The organism is Streptosporangium sp. NPDC049376 (genome assembly GCF_044466505.1).
In the GTDB taxonomy this organism is placed as follows: Bacteria; Actinomycetota; Actinomycetes; order Streptosporangiales; family Streptosporangiaceae; genus Streptosporangium.
On record NZ_JBITMT010000018.1, the window covers coordinates 107,362 to 126,430 of the forward strand.

Genomic DNA, 19,069 nt, shown 5'->3' on the forward strand with positions numbered 1-19,069 from the left:
ACCCCAGCGTGCCCTGTAGAACTTCGCTACACGGATAGGGATTCTGACGAACTTTGTGTTCACTCTCTTGTAGGAAGCCTACAACGGAGGTTTCTTGGAGATTACCGGCAAACCACTATGTGACGTCCGTCTCGGACAAGCGGCCGAGAATGAGCCCGACCTGCAGCGTGAAGGCCGAGCGGCCCTCGGTCGGCTGGTAGCCCGTCAGCTCGGTGATCTTCCGCAGGCGGTAGCGAACCGTGTTCGGGTGCACGAACAGTAACCGGGCCGTGGCTTCGAGGGAAGTGCCCTGCTCCAGATAGGTCGCCAGGGTGTCGAGGAGGGGCGTGCCCGCGAGCGGGACGTAGACGTTCTCGATCAGCTGGCCCCTCGCGTCGGCGTCACCGTCGATGGCCCGCTCGGCCAGCAGGTCCTCCGCGTGGACGGGCCGGGGGGCGTCCGGCCAGCCGGCCGCCGCCCGCAGCCCGGCTATCGCGGCCCTGGCCGAACTGGCGGCCGCCTGCAGGTCGTTCACCTCGGGGCCGATCACGACGGGGCCGGGGCCGAAACGCGGCACCACGTGCCTGGCCGCCGCGCCGACGCTGTCCGCGCCGCCGACGATCACGATCAGGCGGCCGCCCTGGACACCGGCCAGCATGTCGAGGCCGGATCTGCGGCCCCGGTCGCGCAGCCCGTCGATCACCGCCTGCGGGTCGTCGTCCGGCGTCTGCCCGGCCAGCACGACGACGGGGGAGGAGGTCCAGCCGAGCGCCGCGGCCCACGAGTGCAGGCCGTCGTCGACCTCACCCCTGACCAGGGCGTCCACGATCAACGCCTCAAGGCGCGCGTCCCAGGCGCCGCGCGCCTCCGCCTCGCGCGCGTAGACCTGCGCGGCGGCGAAGGCGACGTCACGGGTGTAGCGGAGCATCGCCTGCTGGAGCTGCGCCTCCCCGCCCGGCGCGGCCAGCTCCCCGGTCTGCGCCTCGACGACCTCGACGACCATGCGGACGATGTCGACCGTCTGCTGCAGCGAGATGGAGCGCTTCAGCTCTCTCGGCGCGGTGCCGAAGAACTCGATGCTGGGGGTCAGGCGGCCCTCTCCGGCGTGCTGGAACCACTCGACGAACGCGGCGATGCCCGCCTGGGCGACCAGCCCGACCCACGACCTGTCCTCGGCGGACAGGGCGCGGAACCACATCAGCCGCTCGTCCATCCTCGACATGGCGGCCGTTCCCAGCGTTCCCATGGCCCGCTCCAGCCTGCGGGTGGTGTCCTGCCGTATCCGGTCCGAGGCGAGATCCCCCTGCCCGGCCCCTGCCACGGCGTCGCTGTGTCTGCTGGCTCTCTCGCTCCGCTCCCTCACGTGATAAGAGTGCCAGGTCGCGAGGGATGCGCCAGCCGCGGCCGGAGGCACGGGCGCCGATCCCGGGGGCGGTCAGATGACGGCGACGGCCGTGATCAGCCCGATGACCACGTGGGTAACCGCGAGAAGACGTGTGCCCGGCTGCAGGTCGGACTCCGTGACGAGTTCGCGGACGGAGATCCCGACCACCCTGTCGAAGGCGAGCATCGCCACCGTCTGCACGGCGATGCCGGCCAGCCCGAAGACCAGGGTGGCCAGCAGTCCCTCGTGCAGGGCTCCGCCGGAGGACCAGATGGAGGCCGCGACGATCAGTCCGACGGCGGTCAGGCCGGAGGCGGTGAGCATCGTGGCGTTGGGATTGCGGTCGACCCTGATCAACCTGCTGAGCTTGCCGGGGATGGCGAGGTCGATCACATAGAAGCCGATGATCAGCAGGATCACGCCGAGCACGGCGTAGGAGGCGATGGCGAGGGCGCCGCGGCCGAGGGTCTCGGCGAGCGAGACGGTCTCCGTGCCCGCGATGGCGAGCGGCTGAGGGGTGGGGATCATGGTTCTCTCTTTTCGGGCTCTTCTGGGCTTTCAGGCGGAGCCGAGGGGGCCTCAGAGTTCGATGCGGTGCGGGACGAAGGATGAGGTGTCGTCGGTGACGAGCCCGGATGTCTCGCGGATGCCGACCCCGGCCGCCTCGTCGTGGACGACCCAGGCGCCGAGCACCGGACGCCAGCCGTCGAAGAGCGGCAGCGCCTGGAACTCCTGGTGGACGTGCCCCTCGGCGCCGTAGTCGCCCGGGGTCTCGACGCTCGTGCCGGGGGTGACGATCCGCATGCCCGCGCCCTCCCTGCCGAGCAGTGGCTTGACGATGTAGGAGGTCAGGTCGCGGGGGCCGTCGAGGTAGGCGGGCAGCAGGTTGGGATGGCCGGGGTACAGCTCCCAGAGCACCGCGAGCAGCGCCTTGTTCGACAGCAGCATCTTCCACAGCGGCTCGATCCAGGTCGAGGAGACCTGCTGGCGCACCGCCCTGGCGCCGAAGGGGTCGGCGACGGCCCACTCCCAGGGGTACAGCTTGCACAGGGAGCGGATCACCCGGCGTTCCATGTCGACGAAGCGCAGGTTGAGGCCGTCCCAGCCGATGTCCTCCATGGCCACGGCGATCGTGCTCAGCCCCGCCTGCTCGGCGGTCTCCTGGAGGTAGGCGATCGTCATCGCCTCCTCACCGGTCTCGTCCATCCTGGTCCAGGCGAAGTGTGAGGGCCCGGTCGGCAGCCCCTCGGCTATCTGCCGCCACCGGTCGATGAGCCGTTCGTGGATGGAGTTCCACTGGTCGTCGCCCGGATGGCGGTCACGCAGCCAGAACCACTGCACGACCGAGCTCTCCAGCAGGCTGGTCGGGGTGTCGGCGTTGTACTCGAGCAGCTTGGCCGGGCCGGTTCCGTCGTAGCGCAGGTCGAAGCGGCCGAACAGGTGGGGGTCGCCGCGCCGCCAGGAGTCGGCGATCTCCTGCCCCGCCCACTCCGGCACGGCGAAGTCGGCGTAGCGGCCCCGCTCGACGACGTGCTCGACGGCGTGCAGGCACATCCGGTGCAGTTCCTCCACCTGGGCCTCAAGGCTGAGCACCTCGTCCATGGAGAAGACGTAGTGCGCGCCCTCGTCCCAGTAGGGGCGATCCAGGCCGCCGGGGTGGGCCGTGCGGTGGTAGGCCAGCCCCTGGCTCTCGATGATGGCCTCCCAGCCGTCGCGGGGAGGCGAGGTCTCGCGTCTCATCCGCCCGGGTCAGCTTCCGCCGCTGCCCCAGCGGCTCCCGAAGCCGCCTCGCTGGATGACCGTTCCCTTGCGGGTCGTGATCCGCACGTCGGAGGGACGCACCGTGGTGCCGTGGCCGATCCGGGTCCCCGTCCTCACACCGCCGTAGTACCACCGGTAGGCGCCGTGGGAGCCGTGGTAGCTGCTCTCGTCGTCATCGTCGCAGTAGTCCTCGTCGACGACCGTGTACGAGCCGTCCGGCTGGTAGCTGTTGAGGTCGACACACTCGGCCCCGACCTCCTCGTAGTCGTCCTGCGCCGAGCAGTAGCCGATCAGGAGCAGCGAGACGACACCGATCCCGGTGAGGGTGATGACCTTCGTCGCCTTGGACCCCGAGGGGGTGACGTCGTGCTTTCCGCCGGAGTTCCGGCCGGCGGCCAGGGGGTGTTTCGGACTTGCGGCCATCGGGCTCCAATGAGATACGTCGACACAGGGTATCGGTGCTGTTTTGTGTGTTCAACTGCCCAACTGGGGCGGGAAAAGTGGGGAGTGTCGGTATCGACGCGTAACGTGACAAGTGTGAACCGTACCGACCGGCTGCACGCTCTGCTCGGGGAACTCCGCACCGCCTCGCCCGAGGCCCTGCCGGTGGGCGAGCTCGCCGCCAGGCTCGGGGTGAGCGCCCGTACGGTCGAACGTGACGTCTCCGACCTGCGAAGATCCGGTGTGCCGGTGCGCGCGCGGACGGACGGGGACGGTGGCTACCTTCTCGGTGAGGGTATGACCCTGGGTCCGCTCGGCCTGACCCGGGAGGAGGCGGTGGCGGTCGTGGCCGCGCTCTCCCGGGAGGGGGAGGGGCCGGCCCGGGAGGCCCTGCGCAAGCTGGAGGCCGCGCTGCCCGCGCAGGGGGCGCGGGAGCCGGTCGTACGGCCGGGCACGGCCGCCGAGGCGGAGCCGTATCCCCGGGTTTCGGCGGTGGTCGAGCGGGCGCTGCTGCACGGGCGGGTGCTCAGGATCGAGTACGAGGACCGGCGCGGACGGGTGAGCGTCCGCGAGGTCGAACCGACGGTCCTGGTCGGCGGGCGTGGCGGGCACTGGTATCTCGTGGGTGTGTGCAGGCTCAGGCAGGACGTCCGCGCCTTCAGGCTCGACCGGGTCGGCAGGGCCGAGGAGACCGGTGAGGCGGCGCCCGGGCACCCGGCCGACTGGGCCGAGGGTCTGGGATGGGGGTCAACCCCGGCGTGAGCCACCCGCCCGGTCGCCGAGCGTGAGAAGCACCTCGCGCAGCAGGTCGGCCAGGGTCCGCGCGCTCTCCTCGGAGACGCCCGCCAGGAGGTTGTCGTGCGCCTCGGTCGTGGCCAGGGCGAGCTCCTCGGCCCGCCGGACGCCCAGCGGCGTCAGGCACACCCAGGAACTGCGGCCGTCCGCCGGGTCCGGCTCGCGCTCGACGAGCCCGGCGGCGGTCAGCCGCTGCAGGATGTTGCTCGTCCCGCCGGTGGTCAGCGAGGAACGGGAGGCGAGCATGCTGGGCTTGAGGCGATGGGGGGCGCCCGCCCGGCGCAACGTCGCCAGCACGTCGAACTCGGCGTAGGTCAGGCCGTACTCGCCGAGCACGGTCTGGGTGACCTCCTCGACCATGGACTTCAGCCGCCCGACACGCTTGACGATCTCCAGTTGGACGGTCGCGGCCTCGGGCAGCTCCGCTCGCCACCCCTCCATCATCTCGTCGACGTGGTCCCGTCCGGCGCTGTCTCCCGGTGCCATGGATTGAGGATAGCTCTCTCCCCTGATAGCTTTTGAGAAAGCTTTTCCGATTGCTTTCTTGGTGGGGAGATGTTCCATGCGCACGCTCATCGCCGGCGGAACCGTCGTCGACACCGACCCCGAGGTGCACGTCCTGCCCGACGCGGACGTCCTCATCGAGGACGGGGTGATAGCCGCCGTCGGGGCGAACCTGGCAGCGGAGGACGCCCAGGTCCTCGACGCGACGGGCATGATCGTGCTGCCCGGCCTCGTCGACACGCACCGGCACATGTGGCAGAGCGTCCTGCGTTCGATCGCGGCCGACACCACGCTGGGGGACTACCTCGACCTCGTGCTGGGCAGGCTCGGCCCCGTGTTCCTGGCCGAGGACGTCCACGCGGCCAACCTGTGGGGCGCGCTTGAGGCGCTGGACTCCGGGACCACCACCGTCTACGACTGGTCGCACATCCAGATCACCCCCGGTCACACCGACGCCGCGCTCGACGCCCTGGCCGGGTCGGGAATCCGCTGCGTCTTCGGCTACGCCCCTCCCGGAGCCGGGAGCGACCCGCGCCGGCGGGCGGAGGTACGGCGGATCGCCGGGCTGAGCCTGCCCGCCCTGGTGACCCCGGCCCTGGCGGCGCTCGGGCCCGTCTACGGCCCCGCGGAGGCGGCCAGGGCCGACTGGCTGCTGGCCCGCGAGCTCGGCCTCCAGATCAGTGTGCACGCCACCGGGACCGGGACCGTCGAGTGGCTGCACCGCGAGGGGCTCCTCGGGCCCGACGTGATGTTCGTGCACGGCAACGGCTTCACCGACGAGGCGATGGGGCTCGTCGCGGACAGCGGCGGCGTCGCCTCCGTCGCCCCGGCCGTCGAGTCCCAGATGGGGCACGGCCTGCCGGAGACAGGCAGGTTCCGTGGCTTCGGCGTCACGACCGGGCTGGGCGTCGACACGGTCACCGCAACGCCGGGCGACATGTTCGCCGTGATGCGCGCCGCGTTCGCCGCCGAGCGGGCCAGGGGAGGATCGCTCACCGCCGCCGAGGTGCTGCGGATGGCCACCGTCGAGGGGGCCGCCGTACTCGGCATGGACGGCCTGATCGGCTCGCTGCGGCCGGGGAGGCAGGCCGACGTCGTCATGCTCCGCGCCGGGGACCTCGGCCTCGCGCCGGTCCACGACCCGGTCGGCGCCGTGGTGACCGCCGCGGGGCCGGCCAACGTGGACACCGTGATCGTGGCGGGCCGCGTCATGAAGCGGGACGGGCGGCTGCTGCGCGCCGACACGCGCGGGGCGCTCGACGCGGTGTCCCGCTCGGCGGCGCGGATCGCGCGGGCCGCGGGCACCCCGACCCCGGCCTGAAACGCCTCCGGCCTGGGACCCCGGGCGCCCGGCCGACCGCTCAGCGCAGCGCGTTCAGCACCGAGTCGAGCAGGCCGGGGAAGCGCGTGTTCAGGTCGTCACGCCGCAACCTGACCAGGCGTGAGCGGCCGTCCATGGTGGTCAGGGTGACCCCGGCCTCCCGCAGGACCCGATAGTGGTGGGACATCGTGGACTTGTGCACGTCGATGCCACTGCCGATCTCCCCGCAGTTCTCACCCTCGCTCCTGGCGAGTCTCGCCAGGATCTCAAGCCGCACCGGATCGGCCAGCGCGTGCATGACCTCGGCCAGCTTGATGTCATCCGCAGCGGGATGCCATGGCTCGCGCATCAGTTCACCCGCACCTTCACGGATCCATCCTAGTGCCGAGATAGCACAGTTGAGGGAATGTCAAACCATTTGTCACCTACAGAATCCTTCCGGTAACTCCGTAGGGGTTTTCCCGGTCGATGTCCCTTCTGGGATCACGAAGAGGGGCAGGTGGTGCCGTTCTCGGGGACCTTCCCGTCGAGCAGGTAGCCGTCGGTGACCCGCTTGACGCACGAGTCGCCGGACAGGTAGGCGCCGTGCCCCTCGCCCTTGTAGGTGACCAGCACACCGGTCTTGAGCTGGGAGACCAGCTTCGGTGCCCACTCGTACGGCGTCGCGGGGTCCCCGGTGCCGCCGATGACCACGATCGGGGCCGAGCCCGTGGCGTCCACCCGCCTTGCCTCGTCGCTGCCGGGCACGGGCCACGCCGCGCACAGGGCGCCCATTCCCGAGCCGCCGAACAGCGGGGAGATCTCCAGGGAGGCCTTCTCGGTCCTGTCGAGCTGCTCCCGGGTCGGCCGCTCGGAGGTGTCCACGCAGGTGATGGCGGGGAAGCTGCTCATGATCGTCGAGTAGGAGCCGTCGGGCATGCGGGCGTTGTAGGCGTCCGCCAGATACAGCAGGATCCGGCCGTCGCCCTTGAAACCACGGCCGAATCCCTGTTCGAGCAGCGGCCAGGTCAGGTCGGAGTACAGCGCCGCGGCGATGCCGGTCACGGCCAGGCCCTGGGTGAGCTTGCGGTCGCCGACGGGCAGCGGGTTGATCCGCAGGTCGTCGAGGAAGGCCTTGACGTTCTTGTTCGCGCCCGCGACGTCCGGCCCCGCCTCGCATTCGCCGGGTCCCTTGATGCAGTTCCTCAGGAAGGAGTCGTAGGAGTGCTGGAAGGCGGTCGTCTGGGCCAGTGAGCGCTGTTCCAGGGTGACGCTCGGGTCGAGCGGCCCGTCGAGGATGAAGCGGTGCACCTTCTTGGGGAACAGCGTCGCGTAGACCGCGCCGAGCTGCGTGCCGTACGAGATGCCGAAGTAGTCGAGTTGCCTCTCGCCGAGGGCCGCGCGGAGCCTGTCCATGTCGCGGGCGGCGTTGACCGTGCCGACGTACGGCAGGACCTTGCCCGAGGTCCGTTCGCAGGCGTTCACGAAGGCTTTGATGGTCTCGTTCTGCCTGGTCCGCTCCGCCTGGTTGGTGGCCACGGTGTCCATGGCCAGGTAGTGGTCCATGTCCCTGTCGGTGCCGCACCTGACGCCCCCGGTGCGCTCGACCCCCCGTGGGTCGAAGCTGACCAGGTCGTATCTGGTGTTCAGGCTGCTGAAGATCTTGTACGACTGGGCCATGGTGTCGATGCCGGACGCGCCGGGACCACCGAAGTTGAACACCAGGGAGCCGAGCCGCCTGCCGGGTTCGGTCGCCTGGACGCGGATCACCGCCATGTCCAGCTTGTCGCCGTCCGGTTTGCCATAGTCCAGCGGGATCTGCAGCCGTCCGCACTGGAACCTGGGGTCGGGCCGGGGGGTCGCGCCGTCCGGGCGCCTGATGTCGGTGCAGGGGCCCCAGGCGATTCCGTTGGGGTTCGCCGTGCCGGACGGTGAGCTCGTGCCGGGCGACCAGGGCGGGACCGGGCTGGGACTCGGGTCGGAGATGTTCGCCACGGCCCCGTAGCCGCCGGGCCCGTTGGCGCTGCCGCAGGCGGTCAGCGCGGCGGAAAGGGCCGTCGCCGCAGTGGCGGCGGTCAGAATTCTTCGCATTGGGCGCCCCCCTCGGGTCAGATCGTTCGCCGGGGGAAGCGATTCCACCCTAACCGGGCGAGGCCCTCCGAAGAAGGACCCGCCCGGCGGGGTGATCAGGTCACAGTCCCATGGACTGCGTGTCGTTGCTCTCGACGCCACCGGCCTCGGTGACGCCGTTCCTCAGGTGGTACTTGGCGACGGCCTCCTTCAGCACCCGCCCGTCGAGCTCGCCACGCTTGACCAGCTGGGTGAGAACGGCCAGCGTGATCGAGGCGGCGTCCACGTGGAAGTGGCGGCGCAGCGCGGAACGGGTGTCCGACAGGCCGAAGCCGTCGGTGCCGAGCGAGGCCCAGTCACCGGGGACCCACTGGGCGATCTGGTCGGGCACCGCCCGCATGTAGTCGCTGACGCCGACGAACGGTCCCTCGACCGCGGAGAGCACCTTGGTGACGTACGGCACGCGCTGCTCGGAGTCGGGGTTGAGCAGGTTGTGCTCCTCGACGGACAGCGCCTCGCGGCGCAGCTCCGTCCAGGAGGTCGCGGACCAGACCTCGGCCGCGACGCCCCACTCCTCGGCCAGCATCCGCTGGGCCTCCAGCGCCCACGGGCCCGCGACACCGGAGGCCAGGATGTTGGCCTTCGGGCCGTTGGAGGCCGGGGCCGGGGCGAAGCGGTACAGACCCTTGAGCAGACCCTGGACGTCCACCCCCGCGGGCTCCGCGGGCTGGGCGTAGGGCTCGTTGTAGACGGTCAGGTAGTAGAAGATGTTCTCCGGCTGCTCGCCGTACATCCTGCGCAGGCCGTCCTGGACGATGTGGGCGACCTCGAAGGCCCACGACGGGTCGTAGGAGACCGCAGCCGGGTTCGTCGAGGCGGTCAGCGGGGTGTGGCCGTCCTCGTGCTGCAGGCCCTCGCCGTTCAGGGTGGTACGGCCCGCGGTCGCGCCGAGAAGGAAGCCCCGGCCCATCTGGTCGCCCAGCTGCCACATCTGGTCGGCGGTGCGCTGCCAGCCGAACATCGAGTAGAAGATGTAGATCGGGATCATGTGCTCGCCGTGCGTGGCGTACGCCGTGCTGACGGCGAGGGTCGAGGCCATCGACCCCGACTCGCTGATGCCCTCGTGCAGGATCTGACCCTCGGTCGACTCCTTGTAGGACAGCAGCAGCTCGCGGTCGACCGGGTCGTAGGTCTGGCCGTGCGGCGAGTAGATCTTGGCGGTCGGGAAGATCGCGTCGAGACCGAAGGTGCGGGCCTCGTCCGGGATGATCGGCACGAACCGGTGGCCGATCTCCTTGTCGCGCATCAGGTCCTTGAGCAGCCGGACGAACGCCATGGTCGTGGCGACGTTCTGTTTGCCGGAGCCCTTCTTGAGCTGCGCGTAGGCCGCGTCGCCCGGCAGGGTGATCGGCTTGGCGCGGACGACGCGCTTGGGCAGGAAGCCGCCCAGGGCCGCGCGCCGCTCCATCATGTACTGGATCTCGGGGTCGTTCTCGCCCGGGTGGAAGTAGGGCGGAAGGTCGCCTTCGAGCGCGGAGTCCGGGATCGGCAGGTAGAGCCGGTCGCGGAACTCCTTCAGGTCGGCCTTGGACATCTTCTTCATCTGGTGCGTGGCGTTACGCGCCTCGAAGTCCTTGCCGAGAGTCCAGCCCTTGATGGTCTGGGCGAGGATGACCGTCGGCTGGCCGACGTGCTCACGCGCCGCCTTGTAGGCCGCGTACACCTTGCGGTAGTCGTGGCCGCCGCGGGACAGCTTGCGGATGTCCTCGTCGGACAGGTGCTCGACCATCTTGCGCAGGCGCGGGTCGCCGCCGAAGAAGTCCTCGCGGATGTACTCGCCGCTCTCGACGGAGTAGGTCTGGAACTGGCCGTCGGGGACGGTGTTCATCTTGTTGACCAGCACGCCGTCGACGTCGGCGGCCAGCAGCGGGTCCCAGTCACGGCCCCACACGACCTTGATGACGTTCCAGCCGGCGCCCCTGAAGTAGGACTCCAGCTCCTGGATGATCTTGCCGTTGCCGCGTACCGGGCCGTCGAGGCGCTGCAGGTTGCAGTTGATGACGAAGGTGAGGTTGTCCAGCTCCTCACGGGCGGCCAGACCGATCGCGCCGAGCGACTCGGGCTCGTCCATCTCGCCGTCGCCGAGATAACACCACACGTGGCTGCGGCTGGTGTCCTTGATCTTCCGGTTCAGAAGATAGCGGTTGAACCGGGCCTGGTAGATCGCGGCGATCGGGCCGAGACCCATGGAGACCGTCGGGAACTCCCAGAAGTCCGGCATCAGGCGCGGATGAGGATAGGAGGGCAGGCCCCTGAAGCCGTGCGAGCGCTCCTGCCTGAAGGCGTCGAGCTGGGCCTCGTTGAGGCGGCCCTCAAGGAAGGCGCGGGCGTAGATGCCGGGCGCGGCGTGGCCCTGGATGAAGACCTGGTCGCCGGACTCGCCGTGGTCCTTGCCACGGAAGAAGTGGTTGAAGCCCACCTCGTACAGCGAGGCCGCGGAGGCGTAGGTGGCGATGTGGCCGCCGACGTTGGTCCGGGCGTTCGCGCGCGTCACCATGACGGCCGCGTTCCATCGGATGTATGCGCGGATTCTGCGCTCGACGTACTCGTCGCCGGGGAACCACGGCTCCCGCTCGGGAGGAATGGTGTTGATGTAGTCGGTGCTGCGCAGGCCGGGCACCCCGACCTGATGTTCGCGGGCCCGCTCCAGTAGGCGAAGCATCAGATAACGGGCACGAGTGCGACCTTCCGTCTTGACGACGTTGTCGAGCGACTCGAGCCACTCCTGGGTCTCGCTTGGGTCGACATCAGGGAGCTGGCTGGGTAGGCCGTCGCTGATAACCGAGAAACGCTGGCGTCCGGAAGCCACTGGGTCTCGCCTTCCGAGGATGGACTTTTGTCTGGTGTAGGTCGTCTTCCATCCTGGTCGCTTACCCCGGAAAGTGCATCTCTACTGACCGGTAACCAGGAAGACCCTGCTGGCAGGGGCCCATAAGTGGAGTAGACCACCGATGGTAGGACGAATTGTCCCCAAAGGGTACATGGGCCTGGGGCCGCCGTAACGGTCCGGGAGACGCGGAACACACCGTTCTTTCGAGGGATGGGCAGACGGGGACGTTCGCGCTAGGCGATACGCCCCCTTCCCGGGCGTTCGACCGTCGTCGCAGCTCAGCGTGGATCGTAGGATCGGTATGTGAGATCCATGACGATCGAGGTGGTGACGGGTTCCCGGCAGAGGGTGCACGACATCACCCAGGAATGCGAGGGCTTCGTCCGCTCGTGCGGGGGTGACGGGCTGCTGCACGTCTTCGTCCCGCACGCGACCGCCGGTGTCGCGCTGATCGAGCTCGGCTCCGGCAGTGACGACGACCTGCTCGCCGCGTTGGAGGACCTGCTCCCCGCCGACGACAGGTGGAGGCATGCGCACGGCTCGAAGGGGCATGGACGTTCACATGTCATGCCCGCTCTCATTCCGCCGTACGCGACCGTCCCGGTCCTGGCCGGACGGCTCGCGCTGGGCACCTGGCAGTCCATCGCTCTGGTGGACCTCAACGTCGACAATCGGGAACGCCAGGTCCGTTTGTCATTTTTGTCGGACTAATTCATACGTAGCCCAGTCGTTGCCGTGGCGACCGTTGACGACCGAGGGTCACAGCGTGTGGACTGTGCCGAAGCACTCTGAGCGCCGTGTAGCTGCGGGGCCATTCAAGTAGGAGGGAAAAACGTGAGCGCGACCGCTGGTCAGGCGCAGGGCGAACGCAGCCTGGCCGAACGGCTCGGTCTCAAGCAGGGTCAGGTGGTGCAGGAGGTCGGCTGGGACGAGGACGCCGACGACGATCTGCGCGACTCCATCGAGGAGCTGACCGGCAACGAGCTGGTTGATGAAGACTTCGAGGACGTCGTTGACGTCGTGCTGCTGTGGTGGCGCGACGGTGACGGCGATCTGTTCGACGCCCTGAGCGGTGTGGTGACCAATCTGAGCGACGGCGGCCAGATCTGGCTGCTCACTCCCAAAGCCGGTCGTGACGGGCATGTGGAGCCCAGCGACATCGGGGAGGACGCCACGACGGCGGGCCTGTCGCAGACGAGCAGCATCAGCGCTGCTCCCGACTGGTCGGGGACGAGGCTGGTCACACCGAAGGCACGTCGATAGGGTTCGCCCTGCCGTACGGCTCGCGGCGAGCCGTACGGCAGGATGATGGTCCTGATTGTCATCCGATGAAAGGACCTTTGGCCATGACGGTGGATGTGGGCTCCCCGGCTCCGGACTTCGAGCTGAAGGACCAGCACGGCACCCCGGTCAAGCTTTCGGATCACCGGGGTAAAAAGGTCGTGCTGATCTTCTACCCCCTCGCGTTCAGCGGTGTCTGCCACGGCGAGCTCTGTGCCCTCCGTGACGGGTTCATCGCCAACGCGCCCGAGGACGTCCAGGTGCTCACGGTCTCGGTCGACTCCGTGTTCACCCACCGGGCCTGGGCCGACCAGGAGGGGTACACCTTCCCGCTGCTCTCCGATTTCTGGCCGCACGGGCAGGTCGCGCAGGCGTACGGTGTGTTCGACGAGGAGAAGGGCATCGCGACGCGTGGCACCTTCGTCATCGACGGCGAGGGCGTGGTCCGCTGGAGCGTCGTGAACCCCATCCCTCAGGCGCGAGACATCGCCGAGTACCTCAGGGTGCTCGCCGACCTTTCCTAAGCGGTGAGCCCGCGGGCGTCCATGTGGCGCCCGCGGTCCACGACCCTCGGAGGCGATCATGCCCTGCTTCTCCTGCGGGGCCAGGCAGACCGACCCCGTCCGCGGCGCCAGTCCGTGGAAGCGCGGGGTGCGCGGGGAGGCCCAGGTCCTCGTCTGCCCGGACTGTCAGCGTACGCACGACCTCGAACTCGACACGTGCTCCTCATGTGGCTCCGCCGCGCTCATCTGCAGGCTCGGCGAGGTCGAGTGCCGCTCCTGCGGGGCGGTGCGTCCGGCCGCGGCCGGGGAAGGAGTGCTCCCGCCCCGCCCGTCCGGCCTGTCGAAGGAACTGGCCGACGAGGTCGAGGCCGCGCTCAACCGGGTCCTGGGGCGAGTTCATTAGTGCTCATAAATCTGCTTTAAGCGCATTTGTGGGCATCTGTAGTCATGTGGCGTTATTGCCATGCACTATGGTCAGGCTCGGACCCCTTCCTTCGACCTGCTGGATGCGCGCATGAGCTCCTTCGTTGTGGCCCTTGACGTCGGTGGCACGTCCATGAAGGGAGGCGTCGTCACCCGCTCGGGCGAGATCGCCTTCAGCGAGCGGCGTGACACCCCACGTGAGAGGGGCCCGGCGGCGGTCGTCCAGTCGATCCGCTCCTTCATCGACGACCTCGCCGTCGCGGGCGGCGGCGAGCCCGCCGGGGTCGGCCTGGCCGTACCGGGGCTGGTCACCCCGCAGAAGGCGCTCTACTCGGCGAACATCGGCTGGCGCGACGTCAGCGCCGAGGACTTCGTCCCGCTCGACGTGCCGGTGATGCTCGGGCACGACGTGCGCACCGGTGGCCTCGGGGAGAGCGTTCTCGGCGCGGGCCGTGAGATCTCCGACTTCCTGTTCCTGCCCATCGGGACCGGCATCGCGGGAGCGGTCGTCCTGCACGGCGAGCCGTACGGCGGCAGCGTGGGGTGGGGCGGCGAGATCGGGCACATCCCGGTCTTTCCCGAGGGGGAGCCCTGCGCCTGCGGCCAGATCGGCTGCCTGGAGACCTACGCCTCCGCCTCGGCCATCGGCCGCCGCTACTCGGCCAGGTCCGGTTCGCAGACGACCGCCAAGCAGGTGGCCGCGCTGATCGCCTCGGGCGACCCGGTGGCGGTCGCGGTGTGGGACGACGCCGTCGAGGCGCTGTCCCTGGCCCTGGCCACCTACACCCTCCTGCTCGACCCCGAGGCGATCGTCCTCGGCGGCGGCCTGGCCGAATCCGGGGACCTGCTGGCCGTACCGCTGGCCGAACGGCTCGGCAAACGCCTGGCCTTCCGCGCCGCGCCCCCGCTGCGCTCGGCCACCCTCGGGGTCAACGCGGGCATGCTCGGCGCGGCCCTGCTCGGCTGGCGCGCGGCCGGGTGGGCTGAGGCGGGCACCACGTGGTCGCTTGATGTGCTGAAGTCCCCTCCGGTGGCGTAAGGTGTTATCCCGTCCATCCGGACGGGATTTCCCGGGGCGCTTAGCTCAGCGGTAGAGCGCTCGCCTTACAAGCGAGATGTCACTGGTTCGAACCCAGTAGTGCCCACAGCGAGACCCTGACCCGCACCAAGGGTCAGGGTCTTTTCATTGATGTCGTCTGGCGCCTTGGCCACATCGCTCATGCACCACTCGCCTGCCGGACGTCGTTCTCCTAGGGCGAGCCGCCATGGCCCCTTGACTCCTGGCGGTGTGGGTAGGAGGGACAAGAGGGGGAAGGGCCTTTTTGACCGTTCCGTCGTGTTCTGGGGTTGACGGGGCGAGAGGCGATCCGAAGAGGTCCAGCCGTCATGAGGAAAGAACCCGAAGCCAGACCGAGCAGGATCTGGTCGGAGATCTCCCCGACCGGGGAACGGCCGCGCAGTGCGCTCAACCTGAGGATGGCGCTGGCGACCTTCGGGCTGGTCGTCTGCGGGGTGTTGGCGTTCCTGGCCGGTACGGCGGGGCTGACCTGGCCGACGATCGTGCTGGCCGTGCTGGCGTTGGTCGCGCTGATCGACCTGGTCGTGGTGGCCCGCCGCCGCCACCGGCGCGGCGACGGGCACACCCTGTTCGAATGATCGGCGTTCGAACGGCCGGCGGACGTCAGAGGCAGCCGGGCTCGCCACGCTGGGCGGGGACGGAGATGGCGGTCCAGGCGGCCTTGGTCGCGTTGTACTCGGCGCAGCTCTTCGGATAGAGAGCCTTGGCGGCTCTGAGGGTCGCCATGCGCGCCTTGGCGTAGGTCCAGGGAGCGGTCTTGTACTGCAGGCCGCTGTAGAAGATCTCCGTGGCCTTGCGGATGCCGATGCCGGTCAGCGGAGTCGGGCCGCCGCAGACCGGGCTCGGGGGGCCGTTCTGCGGGCTGGTCCCCTCGGCGAGCAGGTAGAACCAGTGATCCTGCGGCCCGGGACTCGTGGAGAGCGCGGTGTAGCAGTTGGGCTCGCCCTGCAGGGAGGGGTTGTACATGTTGTGGACAGCCTCAGGGCCGAAGCCCAGATCCTCACCGATCAGGTAGTTGGGCGGGTCCAGGGGCGGCGCGTGGTTGACGTAGTGCTCGGTCGCCGCGCCGAAGATGTCGCCTGACGACTCGCTGAGGGACAGGGCCTCGGGGGTGCCGCCGTCGTCGGAGCCCGAGTGCTGGTAGACGGCGTGGCCGTACTCGTGCCCGACCAGATCGAGCGAGGCGGCCTGCCGGGTGTTGGACTGGTTGTGGCCCAGGGAGATATATGAGCCGTTCCAGTAGGCGTTGACCTGGTTGAGACCGACGCGCGCAGGGAAGGCGTGGCCTGCGCCGTCGAGGCCGTCACGTCCCAGCCAGGTACGCAGCATGTCCCATTCCTTCTGCGCCGCGAACAGCACGTCGACGCAGGCCGTCTCCAGGTTGGTGCCCGTCCCGTTGCCCCAGGTGTCGACGGACTTGGAGTAGGGGGTGCCGTTCTGGCCGCCGCAGGCCAGCCCGGGACGGGTCGGGTCCCGCATGACGAATGAGCCGCCCGAGCCCGTGGTCTGGATGGTCACCGGGTTGCCGTTGTAGAAGCTGTTGCCGAGGCCGTACCTGACCTGGTCGTGGGTGCCGATGACACTCGCGTCGAGCGCGTCGACGAAGACGCGCAGCACCTCGGGGGCCTGTTCCGTGCCGCCGGTGACGGCCACCTCCCAGGCGAGCCGGGGACGCGTGGTCGTGGCGTGGATCAGCAGGCGGGGCGTGCCCACCTCGCGTACGGCCCTGCCCTGGGCCCTGGCGACGGAGGCCGCGTCGCCGGCGCTGATCCCGGCCACGGTGCCGACGCCCTCCAGCGAGACCTGCTGGCCGGTGGTCACGGGGCCGACGGTGGTGCCGCCGCTGTCGGCGGAGGCGATCACGTCGCCGCCGTACACCGGCAGCCCGTGGTGGGTGCGCCGGTACAGCAGGTACTGCAGGCCCCGCACACCGGATGTGATCACGGGAGGCTCGAAGGCGTCTCCCGGCCCCACGCGCAGTTCCCCGGCCCGCTCCGCCAGGATCCTCGCCACGCCCGAGGCCGCGCGTTCACGTGCCTCGGCTCCGGGCGGCGCGAACGCGGACGGGGCCTGCGCGTCGCTCGATCGGGCGTCGGGCGCGGCCCGCGCGGGAAGACCGGCCAACGCCGACGTGCCCATGGCGACGACCGTCACGAAAGCGGTCGCTCCCACCTTGACTTTGGGGGCTCTAGGGTTCATTCGCTGTGACTCCTTGTCCGCAAGGAGCCGTGGCCGGCCAGGGCTGCCCCAACGGTGACATCGGTTGCCGAAGAGCAGAACCCCATGAATTCCCATATTTTTGTCGTATAGCCGACCCCGGAAAAAGGGTGGCCGAATTATGGGAAGCGGCTCGTGTGAAACACGGGCATACCGCCCCCGTCGAGCATGTCACGCTCCGGCCTCCCGTTGGAGGAAGTTCCGATTTCCTGATTTATCAATATTTTGCATGAGTGGGATGACCTGGGAGAACGCTGGGTTCGGAGGGTCGATTGGGATTTGGGGCGATATGAGCGGATGAGAGAGGGAAGTCTCCTCACGCCTCATCGGGGAAGGCCGTGCTCCGCCGTGCCCGTCCCCGGTGGGGCCGGTGGAAGCACTTCCCGTCAAGTCCGATGGAGGACACGTGAAGCCAACGAACGATGACAGACCAGATGAGACACGGCGGCGCGTTCCGCGCTCGCTGAGCCTCGCGGCCGCCGTCGTGCTGGTGGCGTCGGGGGGCGTCGGGGGAGCCGTGGCCTCGGCGTCGCCCGCCCCCGCTCCCACGGGGCCGGAGACGCCGACGTCCACGGCGACCCAGCCTCTTCCGACCGACATCCCCACCTCGACTCCGACTCTGACTCCGACGCCACCCCCGCCCCCGTCCCCGTCCCCAACCGGCCTCCCGACCGCCGCCCCGGCGCCCAAGGTCCCCCGGGTGGCCTTCCCGCAGGTCCTGCACGGGGAGTTCGTCCTGCCGGCGAAGGACGGCTGCGGATTCACGGTGCTCTCCCAGACGGGAGAGGCGACCACGCTGACGGAGGACTCGGTCACCGTGCGAAGCCAGGACGGCTTCGAGAAGGTGTACGCGATCGACGACTCCACCAAGGTCTACGCGGGCAGGCGGGGCAACGAAATCAGGCAGGGGGACTGGATTTCGGTGACCGCGACGGCCACGGGTGAGACGGCCACGGCCGCCCACGTCTTCGACCTGTCACGGCCGAGCAGGAAGCTCTGGCGTGGGAACTGGTGGTCGTCTCCGCTGTGGCGGCTGGGCGACAGGCGGCACACCCCCGCCCTCTGCCCGACGCCGACGGCGTCTCCCACGGCGCTCCCGACGGAGACGCCCACCGCGCCTCCCACTGAGACGCCCACTGAGACACCCACGGACCTTCCGACCACCCCCGGCCCCGAGCCGACCGCCACGGTGACGGAACCTCCGCTCCCGCAGTCCCCGATCCCCGCGCCCGGATCCTGATCCCGGCTCCCCGGCCCCGGAAAGCTCCCTAAATCCGGAAGCTCTCTGGACCCGGAAGCTCTCCGGGCTCGGAAAGGGAAGCCACGACGGCCGCGGCGGCGGTTCCGCCGCTGCCGTCGTGGCCGCCTAGAATCCCGCTCATGACCGGCACCGGTGCTCCCATGGCCCCCGGCCCGAGAGGCCTGACGACGACGGGGGCGGACGGCTTCGCCGAGCGGATGCAGGAGCACCGGCGTGAACTGCACGTGCACTGCTACCGCATGCTCGGCTCCTTCGACGATGCCGAGGACCTGGTGCAGGAGACGTTCCTGCGGGCCTGGCGCGGGCATGGGACGCTCCGTGAGGAGAGCGGGCTGCGCGCCTGGCTGTACCGGATCGCGACCAACGTCTGCCTGGACCACCTCAGGGCGCATCCGCGACACCCGCAGCCGCGCCCCGCGCCCGCGATCGAGGCGGATCCGGGGCTTGAGCCGCCCGTCTCGGGCGCCGTGCCGTGGCTGCAGCCCTATCCCGACACGCTGCTGGACGCGGCCGAGGAGGTCGTGGACCGCGAGACGATCGAGCTGGCCTTCCTTGTCGCGATCCAGCACCTGCCGCCCAGGCAGCGGGCGGTGCTGATCCTGCGCGACGTGCTCGGCTGGTCGGCGCAGGAGACCGCGGTCTCGCTTGAGCTGACCGTCGCGGCGGTCAAGAGCGCCCTGCAGCGTGCCAGGCCGGTGCTCAGGGAGCACCTGCCCGCACGGCGCCTCGACTGGACCGCCCCCGCCAAGTCGGCACCGGAGGACCAGGCGGTTCTGCGGCGCTACGTCGAGGCCCTGGAGAAGGCCGACCCGTCCGCCCTGGCCGAGGTGCTGAGGGCCGACGTGTGGCAGACGATGCCGCCCGCCCCGATCTGGCTGCTCGGCCGTACGGCCTTTCTGGCGTCGTGGACGCCCGCGATGGTCGGCCCGGAGGCGTGGGGCGACTGGCGGGTGGTCGCCACCCGGGCCAACCGGCAGCCTGCCGCCGCCGCGTATCTCCGCAGACCGGGCGAGACGGTCTTCTCGCCCTCCTGGATGGGCGTCCTGCGTGTCGAGGACGGCCTGGTCACCCAGATCACCACCTACGGGGACGGGGTCTTCCCCAGGTTCGGCCTACCGTCCTCGCTCTGACCCGGGGAGGGGACCGATTCCTTTTTCGCGCGGCCCTCGTCATACGGGGGAG

Annotated in this window: 19 protein-coding genes and 1 tRNA gene; 11 read left to right on the plus strand and 9 right to left on the minus strand. The window is 69.7% G+C overall.

The features are described from left to right. Positions 1-115: 115 nt before the first annotated feature. From ACIBVQ_RS32490 to ACIBVQ_RS32505, 4 genes are all read right to left on the minus strand, one after another. Positions 116-1,225, minus strand: coding sequence for a helix-turn-helix domain-containing protein (locus ACIBVQ_RS32490; RefSeq protein WP_352016428.1), 1,110 nt, complete (start codon positions 1,223-1,225; stop codon positions 116-118). A 189-nt stretch (positions 1,226-1,414) separates the two neighbouring features. Further along, on the minus strand, positions 1,415-1,891 hold the full coding sequence (locus ACIBVQ_RS32495) for a DUF350 domain-containing protein (protein ID WP_352016382.1): 477 nt from the start codon (positions 1,889-1,891) through the stop codon (positions 1,415-1,417). 51 nt (positions 1,892-1,942) lie between these two features. Next, complete coding sequence (locus ACIBVQ_RS32500) at positions 1,943-3,103, minus strand: glutathionylspermidine synthase family protein (RefSeq protein ID WP_362781835.1); 1,161 nt, start codon at positions 3,101-3,103, stop codon at positions 1,943-1,945. 9 nt (positions 3,104-3,112) lie between these two features. Next, on the minus strand, positions 3,113-3,547 hold the full coding sequence (locus tag ACIBVQ_RS32505) for a hypothetical protein (protein ID WP_352016384.1): 435 nt from the start codon (positions 3,545-3,547) through the stop codon (positions 3,113-3,115). 114 nt (positions 3,548-3,661) lie between these two features. Here ACIBVQ_RS32505 and ACIBVQ_RS32510 point away from each other — a divergent pair, with 114 nt between their 5' ends. Then, positions 3,662-4,327, plus strand: coding sequence for a helix-turn-helix transcriptional regulator (locus tag ACIBVQ_RS32510; RefSeq protein ID WP_399182170.1), 666 nt, complete (start codon positions 3,662-3,664; stop codon positions 4,325-4,327). Here ACIBVQ_RS32510 and ACIBVQ_RS32515 read toward each other — a convergent pair. Continuing rightward, positions 4,313-4,846 (minus strand): MarR family winged helix-turn-helix transcriptional regulator, encoded by a 534-nt coding sequence (locus ACIBVQ_RS32515; protein WP_399182172.1) that lies wholly within the window; start codon positions 4,844-4,846, stop codon positions 4,313-4,315. The genes ACIBVQ_RS32510 and ACIBVQ_RS32515 overlap by 15 nt on opposite strands. A gap of 76 nt (positions 4,847-4,922) precedes the next feature. On the opposite strand from ACIBVQ_RS32515, the gene ACIBVQ_RS32520 reads away from it, so the two are divergent. After that, entirely contained in the window at positions 4,923-6,185 is a 1,263-nt protein-coding gene (locus tag ACIBVQ_RS32520; RefSeq protein ID WP_399182174.1) for an amidohydrolase family protein, read from the plus strand. 40 nt (positions 6,186-6,225) lie between these two features. On the opposite strand, the gene ACIBVQ_RS32525 is transcribed toward ACIBVQ_RS32520, so the two are convergent. From ACIBVQ_RS32525 to aceE, 3 genes are all read right to left on the minus strand, one after another. Then, a complete protein-coding gene (locus tag ACIBVQ_RS32525; protein WP_352016388.1) occupies positions 6,226-6,534 on the minus strand; it encodes a metalloregulator ArsR/SmtB family transcription factor in 309 nt (102 codons plus the stop codon). 134 nt (positions 6,535-6,668) lie between these two features. Then, positions 6,669-8,255, minus strand: coding sequence for an alpha/beta hydrolase (locus ACIBVQ_RS32530; protein ID WP_399182176.1), 1,587 nt, complete (start codon positions 8,253-8,255; stop codon positions 6,669-6,671). A 100-nt stretch (positions 8,256-8,355) separates the two neighbouring features. After that, a complete protein-coding gene (gene aceE, locus ACIBVQ_RS32535; RefSeq protein WP_352016390.1) occupies positions 8,356-11,103 on the minus strand; it encodes a pyruvate dehydrogenase (acetyl-transferring), homodimeric type in 2,748 nt (915 codons plus the stop codon). A 333-nt stretch (positions 11,104-11,436) separates the two neighbouring features. Here aceE and ACIBVQ_RS32540 point away from each other — a divergent pair, with 333 nt between their 5' ends. From ACIBVQ_RS32540 to ACIBVQ_RS32570, 7 genes are all read left to right on the plus strand, one after another. Continuing rightward, positions 11,437-11,835 (plus strand): secondary thiamine-phosphate synthase enzyme YjbQ, encoded by a 399-nt coding sequence (locus tag ACIBVQ_RS32540; RefSeq protein ID WP_386195657.1) that lies wholly within the window; start codon positions 11,437-11,439, stop codon positions 11,833-11,835. 123 nt (positions 11,836-11,958) lie between these two features. Continuing rightward, a complete protein-coding gene (locus ACIBVQ_RS32545; RefSeq protein WP_352016392.1) occupies positions 11,959-12,387 on the plus strand; it encodes a DUF3052 domain-containing protein in 429 nt (142 codons plus the stop codon). Positions 12,388-12,470: 83 nt separating this feature from the next. Next, positions 12,471-12,929: a peroxiredoxin gene (locus ACIBVQ_RS32550; RefSeq protein WP_399182179.1), complete on the plus strand. Its 459-nt coding sequence runs from the start codon at positions 12,471-12,473 to the stop codon at positions 12,927-12,929. A 58-nt stretch (positions 12,930-12,987) separates the two neighbouring features. Further along, positions 12,988-13,311, plus strand: coding sequence for a hypothetical protein (locus tag ACIBVQ_RS32555; protein WP_352016394.1), 324 nt, complete (start codon positions 12,988-12,990; stop codon positions 13,309-13,311). A 111-nt stretch (positions 13,312-13,422) separates the two neighbouring features. Continuing rightward, positions 13,423-14,370 carry an ROK family protein gene (locus ACIBVQ_RS32560; RefSeq protein ID WP_399182181.1) on the plus strand — a complete coding sequence of 316 codons (948 nt, stop codon included), beginning with the start codon at positions 13,423-13,425 and terminating at the stop codon, positions 14,368-14,370. 34 nt (positions 14,371-14,404) lie between these two features. Beyond that, a tRNA-Val gene (locus ACIBVQ_RS32565) sits at positions 14,405-14,476 on the plus strand. 241 nt (positions 14,477-14,717) lie between these two features. Then, positions 14,718-14,987, plus strand: a complete 270-nt coding sequence (locus ACIBVQ_RS32570) for a DUF6343 family protein (RefSeq protein WP_399182183.1) — start codon at positions 14,718-14,720, stop codon at positions 14,985-14,987. Positions 14,988-15,012: 25 nt separating this feature from the next. Here the strand turns inward: ACIBVQ_RS32570 and ACIBVQ_RS32575 are convergent, their stop codons facing one another. Next, entirely contained in the window at positions 15,013-16,608 is a 1,596-nt protein-coding gene (locus ACIBVQ_RS32575; protein WP_362917814.1) for a M4 family metallopeptidase, read from the minus strand. A 424-nt stretch (positions 16,609-17,032) separates the two neighbouring features. Between ACIBVQ_RS32575 and ACIBVQ_RS32580 the strand changes: the two genes are divergently transcribed. Next, positions 17,033-17,866, plus strand: coding sequence for a hypothetical protein (locus ACIBVQ_RS32580; protein ID WP_399182185.1), 834 nt, complete (start codon positions 17,033-17,035; stop codon positions 17,864-17,866). Positions 17,867-18,006: 140 nt separating this feature from the next. Further along, entirely contained in the window at positions 18,007-19,017 is a 1,011-nt protein-coding gene (locus ACIBVQ_RS32585; RefSeq protein ID WP_399182187.1) for an RNA polymerase subunit sigma-70, read from the plus strand. The last annotated feature ends 52 nt before the right edge of the window (positions 19,018-19,069 follow it).

Coding starts and splice junctions, on each gene's coding strand:
- ACIBVQ_RS32575 (WP_362917814.1), bottom strand. CDS start 16,608: ATGAACCCTAGAGCCCCCAAAGTCAAGGTGGGAGCGACCGCTTTCGTG.
- ACIBVQ_RS32555 (WP_352016394.1), top strand. CDS start 12,988: ATGCCCTGCTTCTCCTGCGGGGCCAGGCAGACCGACCCCGTCCGCGGC.
- ACIBVQ_RS32540 (WP_386195657.1), top strand. CDS start 11,437: ATGACGATCGAGGTGGTGACGGGTTCCCGGCAGAGGGTGCACGACATC.
- ACIBVQ_RS32515 (WP_399182172.1), bottom strand. CDS start 4,846: ATGGCACCGGGAGACAGCGCCGGACGGGACCACGTCGACGAGATGATG.
- ACIBVQ_RS32570 (WP_399182183.1), top strand. CDS start 14,718: ATGAGGAAAGAACCCGAAGCCAGACCGAGCAGGATCTGGTCGGAGATC.
- ACIBVQ_RS32530 (WP_399182176.1), bottom strand. CDS start 8,255: ATGCGAAGAATTCTGACCGCCGCCACTGCGGCGACGGCCCTTTCCGCC.
- ACIBVQ_RS32520 (WP_399182174.1), top strand. CDS start 4,923: ATGCGCACGCTCATCGCCGGCGGAACCGTCGTCGACACCGACCCCGAG.
- ACIBVQ_RS32560 (WP_399182181.1), top strand. CDS start 13,423: ATGAGCTCCTTCGTTGTGGCCCTTGACGTCGGTGGCACGTCCATGAAG.
- ACIBVQ_RS32525 (WP_352016388.1), bottom strand. CDS start 6,534: ATGCGCGAGCCATGGCATCCCGCTGCGGATGACATCAAGCTGGCCGAG.
- ACIBVQ_RS32495 (WP_352016382.1), bottom strand. CDS start 1,891: ATGATCCCCACCCCTCAGCCGCTCGCCATCGCGGGCACGGAGACCGTC.
- ACIBVQ_RS32490 (WP_352016428.1), bottom strand. CDS start 1,225: ATGGGAACGCTGGGAACGGCCGCCATGTCGAGGATGGACGAGCGGCTG.
- ACIBVQ_RS32500 (WP_362781835.1), bottom strand. CDS start 3,103: ATGAGACGCGAGACCTCGCCTCCCCGCGACGGCTGGGAGGCCATCATC.
- ACIBVQ_RS32550 (WP_399182179.1), top strand. CDS start 12,471: ATGACGGTGGATGTGGGCTCCCCGGCTCCGGACTTCGAGCTGAAGGAC.
- ACIBVQ_RS32585 (WP_399182187.1), top strand. CDS start 18,007: ATGACCGGCACCGGTGCTCCCATGGCCCCCGGCCCGAGAGGCCTGACG.
- ACIBVQ_RS32505 (WP_352016384.1), bottom strand. CDS start 3,547: ATGGCCGCAAGTCCGAAACACCCCCTGGCCGCCGGCCGGAACTCCGGC.